This is a genomic window from Rhodopseudomonas palustris (assembly GCF_034479375.1).
Classification (GTDB): Bacteria; Pseudomonadota; Alphaproteobacteria; order Rhizobiales; family Xanthobacteraceae; genus Rhodopseudomonas; species Rhodopseudomonas palustris_M.
Genome location: NZ_CP140155.1, coordinates 2,726,198 through 2,737,221 on the forward strand (window position 1 = coordinate 2,726,198; position 11,024 = coordinate 2,737,221).

Consider the following 11,024-nt stretch of genomic DNA (forward strand, 5'->3'; position numbering starts at 1 on the left):
GCGGTGGCGCCCGTTCAGGTCGCCGCCGCTTTCAATTCCAGCGGCACCGCCGGGGCATATTTCGAATTGCGCAGCACCAGCGAGGTCCGCACGTTGCGCACGTGCGGCGCGGCCGTCAGATGAGCGACGAAATTCTGGAACGTCGCCATGTCGGGCGCCACGCATTTGAGGATGAAGTCCACCTCGCCGGACAGCATCCAGCATTCCCGGACCAGCGGCTCGTTGCGGACGAATTCCTCGAAACCGCGCAAATCGGCTTCGGCCTGGCTCGACAGATGCACCGAGGCGAACACCGTGACGTCGAAGCCGAGCTGGGCCGGATCGAGCAATCCGCGATAGCCCTGGATGTAGCCTTCCTCTTCCAGCGTCCGGACCCGCCGCAGACAGGGCGGCGGCGAGATGCCGACCCGCTTCGCCAATTCGACATTGGTGATTCGGCCGTCTTCCTGGATTTCCTGGAGAATCTTGAGGTCGATCTGATCGAGGCTCTTGGACACGCGGCGAAATCCCGTGTTGCGGATTGGGCGGAAAATCGTCCCCCTCATAACGCACTTGCCCAAACTTGCGCAATTTTATTTCGCGATGCTCACAACTCGTTTGCCAAACATGGTGGGAAATCCTGCACGGACGTGTTGCAAATCTTGCATAGCTCACCAGATAACATAGACTTCCGGATGAAATCTTCCGCCCAACGGCGATGCCCCTGCCAGGCAAATCCCTGCTTCGCGCCGCCCTATCTCTGGGGAGCTGAAACGTGCCCAGTCGAGTCCAGGCTAAAGTTGTGATCATCGGTTCCGGACCGGCCGGTTACACCGCCGCGATCTATGCCGCGCGAGCCATGCTCGAGCCGATCCTGATCCAGGGCATCCAGCCCGGCGGGCAGCTCACCATCACCACTGACGTCGAGAACTATCCCGGTTTCGCCGACGTCATCCAGGGCCCCTGGCTGATGGAGCAGATGGAGAGGCAGGCCCGGCACGTCGGCACCAAGATCGTGACCGACCTCGTCGTCGATCTCGACCTCAGCCAGCGCCCGTTCAAACTGACCTGCGACAGCGGCGACGTCTACATCGCCGATACGGTTATTCTGTGCACCGGCGCGCAGGCGCGGTGGCTCGGCATCCCGTCGGAGCAGACCTACAAGGGCTTCGGCGTCTCGGCCTGCGCCACCTGCGACGGCTTTTTCTATCGCGGCAAGGACGTCGTCGTGGTCGGCGGCGGCAACACCGCGGTCGAGGAAGCGCTGTTCCTGACCAATTTCGCCGCCAGCGTCACCATCGTGCATCGCCGCGACCATTTCCGCGCCGAGCGCATCCTGCAGGATCGCCTGTTCAAGCACCCCAAGATCAAGGTGATCTGGGACAGCGCGATCGACGAGATCTGCGGCAGCGACGGACCGACCAAGGTCACGCATGTGCGGCTGAAGAACGTCAAGACCGGGGCGCTCAGCGAGGTTCGCGCCGACGGCGTGTTCATCGCCATCGGTCACGCGCCCGCGACCGAACTGGTCAAGGACCAGCTCAGGCTGAAGCCGTCCGGCTATGTCGAGGTGGCGCCGAACTCCACCGCGACCTCGGTTCCCGGCGTGTTCGCCGCGGGCGATGTCGCCGATGAAACCTATCGCCAGGCCGTCACCGCTGCGGGCCTCGGCTGCATGGCCGCGCTGGAAGCCGAACGCTTCCTCGCAGTGCGAGCCAGCGAACGCCAGGCGGCGGAGTAGTCATGGCTCGACACCGCGACGGGTTCACCGATATGGATTGGGACAAGCTCAAGGTCTTCCACGCCGCCGCCGAAGCCGGCAGCTTCACCCATGCGGGTGAGCAGCTCGGTCTGTCGCAATCGGCGGTGTCGCGCCAGGTCAGCGCGCTTGAGCAGGAACTGTCGGTGTCGCTGTTCCACCGGCACGCCCGCGGCCTGATCCTGACCGAACAGGGCGACCTGCTGTTCCGCACCGCGCACGACGTCTTCATGCAGTTGCAGGCGGCCCGCGCCAAGCTGACCGACAGCCGCGAGCGGCCGAGCGGCGACCTCAAGATCACCACCACGCCCGGCCTCGGCATCCACTGGCTGGTGCCGCGGCTCGGCGAATTCACCGCGCTGTATCCTGAGATCCGGATCTCGCTGATCGTCACCGACGAAGAACTCGACCTCTCGATGCGCGAGGCCGACGTCGCGATCCGCACCCGCAAGCCGACCCAGCCCGACCTGATCCAGCGCAAGCTGTTCTCGATCGGCTTCCACGCTTATTGCTCGCCGGAATACATCAAGCACTTCGGCACGCCGCGGACGCTCGAGGAACTCGACAATCATCGCCTGATCATGCTGAGCGACAGCCAGGTCCCGCCGCATCTGCAGAACCGGAGCTGGCTGGTCGATGCCGGCCGCAACGGCTCCGGACCGCGCGAGCCCTACTTCAAGGTCAACAACATCCTCGGTCTGGTGCGCGCCTGTCAGCAGGGCCTCGGCATCGCCGCGTTGCCGGACTACCTGGTCGAAGACCCGAACCGGCTGGTGCAGTTGTTCGGCGAGGAAGACTCGATCCAGCTCGACACCTACTTCGTCTATCCCGAAGAGTTGAAGACGGTGGCGCGCGTGCAGGTGTTCCGCGATTTCGTCGTCAACAAGGCGCAGCGCTGGCCGAGCTGAAGACCCCGGTCCCCGCATGACTGACATGCGGGCGGACCGCTTGCTGCGATGCGCTTTCGCAGATCAAATGGCTTCACGCTGAGGGTTCGCACTACGCATGTCCCCCTCCTCCAGTGGTGTGGAGTCTCAGTTACCCCTCTTGGAAGGTGATTGTGTCGGCCGCACTTGGCCACGACCTTAGCCGGGCTCCTCGCGAGCCCGGTTTTTTTTGGCACGTATCGCAGGTCGACGGGCGCGGATTCGACGATCGATCACGGGCTCAACGCGCGGATCCCCGCGCGCCTGAGTCGAAGCAGCTTACGCGGCCTGCTTGTGCATCGCGCCGCCGGCCGAACCGGCCCCACGGATCGCCTTCACCGAGCGCTCGATCGCGGCCCAGAGACGGTTGATCTCATAGGCGGCGCGGCCTTCGGACGCATACTCGCGAGCGCCCTGACCTTCGCCGAGCGCCATCAGCAGGTCGGCGCGGTTGGTGATCTGGCCGCCCCAGACCGGAGCCTTGAACTTCGCCAGCGCGTCGCGGGCGATGGTCACGATCCGGCTCTCGACTTCGTCACGCAGAGCCGGCGCACCGTTCAGCACGATGGCGTAAGGCTTGCGATTGGCGCGGCAGGTTTGGATCGTATCCTGCACCGCGTTGACGTCGAACACCCCCGGACGCGCCGGAATGATCACCATGGTGGCATTGCGGATCGCGTCTTCGACCACCGCGGACAAATTCGGCGGGGTGTCGATGAACACCCATTCGATGCCGTCGCGCTTGGCGGATGCGACGATCTCGCCGACCGACCGCGTCGCAGTGCGCAGCGGCGGCTCGTTGGTACCACGCAGCTTGTGCCACAACGTCAGCGAGCCCTGCGGATCGGCATCGATCAGCAGACACGGGCGCGACGCTTTGTTGACATGAGCAGCCAAGTGCGCGGTCAGGGTGCTTTTCCCGGAGCCGCCCTTACGCGACGCAAAGACGATGACGTTCATACGATGGCCTCCCGATTCACCAATAGTTGACAAAGGTGAATCAGGACGCTGATTCGTGAAAGACAAAATTGCATGCAGCGACTCGTGCGTTGCCAGATTGCATCGGCAGATGGCTTTTGAGTCACACTAATCGCTTGCCACCCGCAGTCATCAAGCCTTCATGCGCGATTCGCCCGCATCGTCGGATGCCGTGGCTGCCGCGCCGGTTTGCTGATCCGGCACGAACGGTGTGATGTCGCGGCCCTTCTTGCGCTGCCGCTCGACCCATTTCCGCTCGACCCAGCCCAAGGTGCGCGCGGTCGGCTTCTCCAGCGCGGGCACGTCCTGCGCAATCAGGACGAGGCCCAGCGGCAGCATCCAGAACCCCAGCACGGGCAGGAAGCTGAACACTCCGCCTCCGATCAGCAGAACGCCGACCGGCAGACGGACGTATTTCGACGTCGGCCGGCGCAACCATCCGACGAAATGCGCGGGCTTCGGGGGCAGTTTCGACTCGAACCAAGCCAGATGGCGATCGAGTTCCGCGCGATGGTCGGTTTCGTTCACAGTCTTCTCCATCCCAGGGAGATAGGATGGGGGCTCGAGCGTTGCCAGACCCGCCGCTGCCGGGAGCACTTGCACATCGCCATGCCCGCCGCCCGGCCGGTCAGCGGCGCTCGCGTGGGGCGGATTTCTGGATGCGCTTCGGCTTGACGACGGCAGGCTTCGCCCGAACCGATCTGTCCGCACGCAAGCGTGAAGGTGGCGGACCGAAATGGACCCGGCAGGCCGGCGTCAGCCGCGCCTTGTTCTGAACCATGCAGACCGTAATCCGATCGACGTCCGGCACGAACGCACCGCACAATCGCATCGCGTCGCCGCTGCACGCCTGCTGCTGGTCCGCCGTGTAGGCAGCCGCACCTGTCGATGCCAGCGGCAGGCTCGCCACCACCAGCAGCAGAGCAGCCACTCTGCCTTCCCAACCAAATCCGATCATGCGCCCCCCGATGTCTTCGCGCCGCGAATAATCTCATGGTTCAGCAATCGAGCCGAATTCTGAGGGAGGCGCGCTCGCATGGCAAGCTGCAGCGCATCGCAGTTAGGATCCACTCGGCCGACGTCTCACGCCTCATTGGCGCCGACGCCGCGGCTATCGAGCAGGCTTTGTCCTTTGGGTGTGACTTCGTAGCTGCGCGACGTCGAACCGCCGGGCACCACGGCGACGAAACCTTGCGACACCAGATGATCGAGCTCCAGTCGCTGCCCCGCATTGAGATCGCGCCCCGCGGTTCGCGCGATATCGACCAGGACCGCGATGGCCTCGTCACTCGGCTCGAACTGTCCCACGGCGCGCCTCCCTGACTCAGTGCGATGCTTTGCGGCGGTGCAACGTCTGCGCTGGAACGTCGTTCCCGCCTGAGGCCCAGATCGAGCTTCATCATCTGAAGCGGGCGGATCAGCAGGCTTTCTTCGCAACGACTGTCGCGACCGGTCGGAGACGATTCGAGAGCGGCGTCCAATCATCGCGACACAATTTCGTCATAAACCCGCTGGTTGCAATTCCATTGGAGCGGTGAAATTGTATCAGTATAGGCGCCGATTCCCGTCAATCTGATTGTAGACCCATGTTCCAGCTGTTCACCCGAACGAATTCCGAAACTCAATTCAAGGCTCGTTCGTCGACACGGGATATGGCCACGGATGCCGCGCGTGTCGCCTCCGTCGCCGGGGCGATCGACGACGCGCTCAGGTCGGCGCGGGCCGAATATGCCGGCCTCGCTCAGCGCGTTAACGATGCGACGGCCCGCGCGGCGATCACCGCGGGAAACGACTCCGACGAATATCTCGATCGGGAGCCCGCCAATTCAGCGCTCCAAAATCAGCTGAACGCTGACATCGCCAATGGCGAAAGGCGGCTCTTCGAGCTCGACGTCAGCATCGGGCATTTCAAATTTCTGAAAGCCGCGCTGACAACCCGCTTCCCCGATCACGCGGCGACCTCAGCCACCGTCGGGATGCAGAAATCATCGTCGTAGCTCTGCGCCGCTTCCCGCATCCTCAATCGACGCCAAAGCCTCACAGAGACGAAAGCATTGACGGTGCTTAGGCCGCGGCGCCAGACCTAGCTCTTTGTAATCTGCTGAGCGCCTGCCTTCTTCAGCGCGGTCTCCACCACCGACTCTTGCGATGCGCCGCATTTGATCGACACGTCGATCATCCCGTTCAGTTCGGGCTCGGTGTGTTTCTCGACGCCGGGATGGCCGCTCTCCGCATCGGCGCCTGCGATTTTCGATCCGGAACTGTTTTCCTCGCCGCGCGCGGTGACGAGGATCGCGGCGCGGTCGATGCCGTATTCCTGCACGAGCTGCTCGACCGCGAGCTCTGCGCCCCTCCGCGTGGAGAATTCTCCGCTGATGGCCTGCTGCATGTTCTCGTCTCCCTCTCGGATTGTTGCGCCTGTCGGCAACGCCGGTTCAGATGAAGGGTTTCCCTCCGGTCACCGCGACCGTCGTGCCGGACGTGTAGCTCGACCGCGGATCGACGAGCATGACGTAGGCCGTCGCCAGTTCCGCTGGCTGACCGGCGCGCTTCATCGGCACACTTTCGCCGAAATGCTCGACGGCCTCTTCGGGCATCGTCGAGGGAATGAGCGGCGTCCAGATCGGTCCCGGCGCCACCGCATTGGCGCGGATGCCTTTCTCGGCGAGCATCTGCGCGAGCCCGGCGGTGAAATTCTGGATCGCCCCTTTCGTCGTCGCATAGGCGAGAAGGCTCGGATTCGGCACATCGGAATTGATGGATGCCGTGTTGACGATCGCGCTGCCCGGCTTCATGTGCGGCACGGCCGCCTTGGTGAGATAGAACATCGCGTGGATGTTCACCCGGAACGTCAGCTCCCATTCCTCGTCGCTGATGTCGCCGATGTCCTTGAACGTCGCCTGGTGAGCCGCATTGTTGACCAGGATGTCGAGACCGCCGAGCTCATCGACGGCCCGCTTCACGACCGATCGGCAATGCGCCGCATCCTGCAGATCTCCCGCGACCAGAACCGCCTTGCGGCCCTCCTTCTCGATCAGCGCCTTCAGTTCCGCCGCATCTTCCGTTTCGTTCAGATACGAGATCAGAACATCGGCTCCCTCGCGCGCATAGGCGATCGCCACGGCGCGGCCGATGCCGCTGTCGCCGCCGGTGATGACGGCCTTCATGCCCTTCAACCGGCCTGACCCCGTGTAGCTGGTCTCGCCGTGATCGGGCCGCGGATTCATCCCGGCCGTCGTTCCCGGCATCGATTGTCGCTGTTTCGGATAAGGCGGCTTCGGATAAGTCGGCTGCATGGCGGGCTCCTCTCAGGTCGGAAATCAATCGACCCGGGCGCGTGTGGTTCCTGCCGGTGCGCGCGACGTCGACGCGGGATCGCCAGCCGCCGCAGCCTGGGCCGCCCCCGCTACGCGGTCCGTCCCGCCGGTCGCTCGATCCGCCGCGCCCTGCGCCAATCCGCCCGACGAACCGAGCGCAGAGACAGGAACCGTGAGTCCCGTCGCGGCTTGAAGCATCACACGCCGCAACGCCGGTCGCTTAGTTGGCGGCCGGCACGGATGCGAGAAAAACTGAAAGGAAACCTCGATGAAACGCACCGTCCTTGCACTGAGCTGTCTTACGCTCGCCCAGGCCTGCATGCTCCCCACCCACGTGTCCGCCCAGCCGGCGACCGGTCAGACCACCTCTGCCGCATCGCCCAGCATCAGCGCAAATACGCGGCAATTCGTCACGCAAGTCTCGATTTCGGATTTGTTCGAGCTCGCGACCGCCCGGTTGGCCCAGGCCCGCGGCACGGACGAACAGAAGGCTTTTGCGGCTCGAATGATCGAGGACCACGGCAAGACCTCGTCCGAGCTGAAGCGCTTCATCGTGGTCGGAAAGTTCGACGTCGACGTGCCAAGTCAACTCGATGCCGTGCATCAAAGCAGGTACGACGCCCTCAACATGGCGCGCGGCGACGAGTTCACCGCCTTGTACGCAGCCCAGCAGGTCGAGGCCCACAACGAAGCGATTGCGCTGTTCGAAAGCTACGCCGCGAGCGGCGACCATCCCGAATTGAAGGCTTGGGCGGCCAAGACCCTGCCGGCGCTGAAGCACCATCTCGAAATGGCGCAGACGCTCAATCCGAACAGCGGAAAGGCCGCAGCCGCACCGACGTCCAAGTAGTGGGACGCCGCACTCCGCAGCACCGCGAATGTCGCGGTGCCGACACTCGCATCTCGGTGGTGAGCCGCTCGGAGTTCCGGTTCTGAACCGGAACTCCGAGCGCGCGATTTTCAAGCCTCTGCGGACGAACCCGCCTCAGCTCCGCGCCAACTCGCCGGACCGATCTTCTGATCGTAGCGCGCCATCGACAGCGCCCGCGCGTCGATCTCGGGCTCGCGGCCTTGAATCTGGTCCGCCACGACGCGGGCGGCGCCGCACGCCATGGTCCAGCCCAGCGTGCCATGGCCCGTGTTGAGGTGAAGGTTGTCGAACCGCGTCGGCCCGATAATCGGCGGGCCGTCGGGCGTCATCGGGCGTAGCCCGCTCCAGAACGTCGCCTTTGAAAGATCGCCGGCGCCCGGAAACAGATCGGTCAGCGACCGATCCAGCGTCACACGCCGGTTGAGCGGCAATCGCGGCTGGTAGCCGCCGACTTCCGCCGTTCCGCCGACCCGGATGCGATCGCCGAGCCGCGTGATCGCGACCTTGTAGCTCTCATCCATCACGGTGGATCGAGGCGAGATCGCTTCGTCGACGATCGGCACCGTGATCGAATAGCCCTTGACCGGATAGACCGGAATATCGACCTCGAGCGGCCGCAGCAGCAGCGGCGAGAAACTGCCGAGCGCCATCACGTAGCGATCGGCCACGAACCTGCCCTTGTCGGTCGTCACCCCGGTCACCGCGCTGCCTTGCGTGTCGATGCTCCGGATCGTCGTCTCATACACGAACTTCACGCCCAGCGCGGCGGCGGCGGCCTCCAGCCGCTGCGTGAACAAATGACAATCGCCGGTCTCGTCGTCGATCAGTCGCAAACCGCCGACGAATGAATGCTGCACCGCGGCCAATCCGGGCTCGGCGCGAATGCAGCCGGCACGATCCAGCACCTCGAACGGGACATTGTACTGACGCAGGATCTCGACGTCGCCGCCGATCGCGTCGAGCTGCGACTGCTTGCGAAACAGCTGAAGCGTGCCTTGGCTGCGCTCGTCATAGGTGATGCCGATGTCGGCACGCAGAGCGCGCAGACAGTCCCGGCTGTATTCGGCGATGCCGACCATCCGCGACTTGTTGAGCGCGTAGCGGCTCGCGGTGCAGTTGCGCAGCATCTGGAATATCCAGCGCCACATCGCCGGATCGGCCTGCGGCCGCACCACCAGCGGTCCGTGACGATCGAGCATCCACTGAATCGCCTTGCGCGGCACGCTTGGGCCGGCCCATGGCGAGGCATAACCGGGCGAGACTTCGCCGGCATTGGCGAAACTCGTCTCCAGGCCCGGGCCGGGCTGACGGTCGATTACGGTGACTTCGAAGCCGGCCTTGGCCAGATAATACGCCGTCGTGACGCCGATCACGCCGGCCCCCATGACCAGAACTCTCATGACACCATCTCTTTCCGAAGTTCACTGTCCTGCGGCCGATCGGCGGCGTCGCGATAGATTCGTCGGTAGCGATCACCGAGCCCGGTCAGGATCTCGTAGCCGATGGTGCCGCTCGCGGAGGCGAGTTCGTCGACCGACTGATGCGGGCCGATCAGTTCGATCTCCGCACCGCGCGCCAGGCTCTCCGCAGATAGTTCGCCGAGATCGACCGTGATGCTGTCCATCGACACCCGTCCGGCGATCGCGAGGGCGCAGCCCTCGGCATACACCACGCCGGATCGCGCCAGCGCGCGGTGCAGGCCGTCGGCATAGCCGATCGACAGTGTCGCCAGCCGCGACGGCCGCGCGGCACGAAAATCCCAGCCGTAGCCGACGTGATCGCCGGCTTCGATCTCGCGCGTCTGAACGATCGCGGCCGAGAGCCGAACCACCGGCCGCATCGGATTGGGCCGCGACGGCGTCGGATTGATGCCGTAGAGCGCCGCACCCGGCCGGACGGCATCGTGATGATAATCCGGGCCGAGGAAGATTCCGGACGAATTCGCCAGCGACTTCGGAATCCCGGCGAAGCGATCGGCGAGCGAACAGAACCGCGCCCGCTGATACGCATTCGCCGCGTGACCGGCGACGTCGGCGCAGGCCAGATGGCTCATCACCAGACGAACATCGATGCCGCGCAGGCGAGCGTCCGAAAGCTCCCCGAGTTCGCGTGGCGAGAGCCCAAGCCGCGACATGCCGCAGTCGATCTGCACGACCGCGCCGAGCACGCGTTCGGCTCTGCGCGCGCAGGCCGACCACGCGTCGAGTTGTGCAAGCGAGTTGAGGACGGGCAAGATGCCCGCCTCGGCGCAATCGTCCTCGCCGCCGCACGGCAGGCCGTTCAGGACCGCGATCGATGCATTCGACGGCAGATACGGTCGAAGCGCGAGCGCTTCATCGAGATGGGCGACGTAGAAATCCCGGCAGCCGGCCTGATAGAGCGCCGGGGCAACCTGGCGCGCGCCGAGCCCGTAGGCGTCCGCCTTGACGACGCCGCCGCATCGGACCTGCGCTCCGACCATGTCGGCGAGACAGCGATAGTTCCATTGGATAGCCGCCAGGTCGACGGTCAGCGTCGCCCCGGCATGACGATGCCCCGATCTCGTCTCGACGCTCACATTCCCGCTCCTCTGGCAATGCAGACGGCAGCAGGATGTCAGGAAGGGCGTGGTGGTTCTTGGCGAATATTCGTGGTAGCGAGGTGCCCCACGATGGAATCTTGCGTCGCTCTCCGGATTTCATCGAATTTCCTCCGGCAGGAGCGATTTGGCGCCGATGGCTGCAGAGACCGACCCGATCGATCGCAAGATCCTCCGCCATCTCGTCCAGGACGCGCGGATGAGCCAGGTCGTTCTGTCGGAACGGGTCGGGCTGTCGCGGACGGCCTGTACGCGGCGCATGCTCCAGCTCGAAAAGAGCGGCGTCATCACGGGCTACTCGGCCAAGGTCGACGCCGCCGAACTCGGCTTCACCATGACCGTGCTGGTGCACATCACCCTCGACAAGCAGAGCGAGGATGCGCTGTCCGCGTTCGAACGCGAGATCGTCAAATGCGCCGACGTCGTGTCGTGCTACCTGATGTCCGGAACCGACGATTATCTCGTGCAGGTGCAGGCGCGCGACATGCAGGACTACGAGCGCATCCACAAACAACACCTCTCCCGCCTGCCGGGGGTGTCGCGGCTGCATTCGAGCTTCGTCATGCGCAGCGTCATCGAGCGCAGCATCTCGCCGGCCGCGCTCGGCGGCTAGTCG

14 protein-coding genes are annotated in these 11,024 nt (G+C 64.6%); 5 read left to right on the top strand and 9 right to left on the bottom strand.

What is annotated here, in order from left to right; translation table 11 throughout:
* Positions 1-14: 14 nt before the first annotated feature.
* Positions 15-497, bottom strand: a complete 483-nt coding sequence (locus tag SR870_RS12290) for an Lrp/AsnC family transcriptional regulator (RefSeq protein ID WP_322513851.1) — start codon at positions 495-497, stop codon at positions 15-17.
* Positions 498-754: 257 nt separating this feature from the next.
* Here SR870_RS12290 and trxB point away from each other — a divergent pair, with 257 nt between their 5' ends.
* Both trxB and SR870_RS12300 read left to right on the top strand, forming a co-directional pair.
* On the top strand, positions 755-1,720 hold the full coding sequence (gene trxB, locus SR870_RS12295; RefSeq protein ID WP_322513852.1) for a thioredoxin-disulfide reductase: 966 nt from the start codon (positions 755-757) through the stop codon (positions 1,718-1,720).
* 2 nt (positions 1,721-1,722) lie between these two features.
* Entirely contained in the window at positions 1,723-2,646 is a 924-nt protein-coding gene (locus tag SR870_RS12300) for a LysR family transcriptional regulator (RefSeq protein WP_011440409.1), read from the top strand.
* A gap of 297 nt (positions 2,647-2,943) precedes the next feature.
* On the opposite strand, the gene SR870_RS12305 is transcribed toward SR870_RS12300, so the two are convergent.
* The 4 genes from SR870_RS12305 to SR870_RS12320 all read right to left on the bottom strand — a co-directional run bounded on the left by SR870_RS12305 (position 2,944) and on the right by SR870_RS12320 (position 4,950).
* Positions 2,944-3,624 carry a ParA family protein gene (locus tag SR870_RS12305; protein ID WP_322513853.1) on the bottom strand — a complete coding sequence of 227 codons (681 nt, stop codon included), beginning with the start codon at positions 3,622-3,624 and terminating at the stop codon, positions 2,944-2,946.
* A gap of 150 nt (positions 3,625-3,774) precedes the next feature.
* A complete protein-coding gene (locus tag SR870_RS12310; RefSeq protein ID WP_322513854.1) occupies positions 3,775-4,170 on the bottom strand; it encodes a hypothetical protein in 396 nt (131 codons plus the stop codon).
* Positions 4,171-4,270: 100 nt separating this feature from the next.
* The gene (locus SR870_RS12315; protein ID WP_322513855.1) at positions 4,271-4,573 is read right to left on the bottom strand and encodes a hypothetical protein; all 303 of its coding nucleotides are present in this window, start codon (positions 4,571-4,573) and stop codon (positions 4,271-4,273) included.
* Positions 4,574-4,725: 152 nt separating this feature from the next.
* Entirely contained in the window at positions 4,726-4,950 is a 225-nt protein-coding gene (locus SR870_RS12320) for a hypothetical protein (protein WP_322513856.1), read from the bottom strand.
* 278 nt (positions 4,951-5,228) lie between these two features.
* On the opposite strand from SR870_RS12320, the gene SR870_RS12325 reads away from it, so the two are divergent.
* Complete coding sequence (locus SR870_RS12325; RefSeq protein ID WP_322513857.1) at positions 5,229-5,639, top strand: hypothetical protein; 411 nt, start codon at positions 5,229-5,231, stop codon at positions 5,637-5,639.
* 86 nt (positions 5,640-5,725) lie between these two features.
* On the opposite strand, the gene SR870_RS12330 is transcribed toward SR870_RS12325, so the two are convergent.
* Entirely contained in the window at positions 5,726-6,031 is a 306-nt protein-coding gene (locus SR870_RS12330; protein ID WP_322513858.1) for a hypothetical protein, read from the bottom strand.
* Positions 6,032-6,077: 46 nt separating this feature from the next.
* On the bottom strand, positions 6,078-6,938 hold the full coding sequence (locus SR870_RS12335; RefSeq protein ID WP_322513859.1) for an SDR family oxidoreductase: 861 nt from the start codon (positions 6,936-6,938) through the stop codon (positions 6,078-6,080).
* 289 nt (positions 6,939-7,227) lie between these two features.
* Between SR870_RS12335 and SR870_RS12340 the strand changes: the two genes are divergently transcribed.
* Entirely contained in the window at positions 7,228-7,809 is a 582-nt protein-coding gene (locus tag SR870_RS12340) for a DUF4142 domain-containing protein (protein ID WP_322513860.1), read from the top strand.
* Positions 7,810-7,919: 110 nt separating this feature from the next.
* Here SR870_RS12340 and SR870_RS12345 read toward each other — a convergent pair whose 3' ends face one another.
* Together SR870_RS12345 and alr are read right to left on the bottom strand one after the other, a co-directional pair.
* Positions 7,920-9,230 (bottom strand): D-amino acid dehydrogenase, encoded by a 1,311-nt coding sequence (locus tag SR870_RS12345; protein WP_322513861.1) that lies wholly within the window; start codon positions 9,228-9,230, stop codon positions 7,920-7,922.
* Complete coding sequence (alr, locus tag SR870_RS12350) at positions 9,227-10,387, bottom strand: alanine racemase (RefSeq protein ID WP_322513862.1); 1,161 nt, start codon at positions 10,385-10,387, stop codon at positions 9,227-9,229. Before alr ends, SR870_RS12345 begins: the two co-directional genes overlap by 4 nt.
* 157 nt (positions 10,388-10,544) lie before the next feature.
* Between alr and SR870_RS12355 the strand changes: the two genes are divergently transcribed.
* Entirely contained in the window at positions 10,545-11,021 is a 477-nt protein-coding gene (locus SR870_RS12355; protein ID WP_322513863.1) for an Lrp/AsnC family transcriptional regulator, read from the top strand.
* The last annotated feature ends 3 nt before the right edge of the window (positions 11,022-11,024 follow it).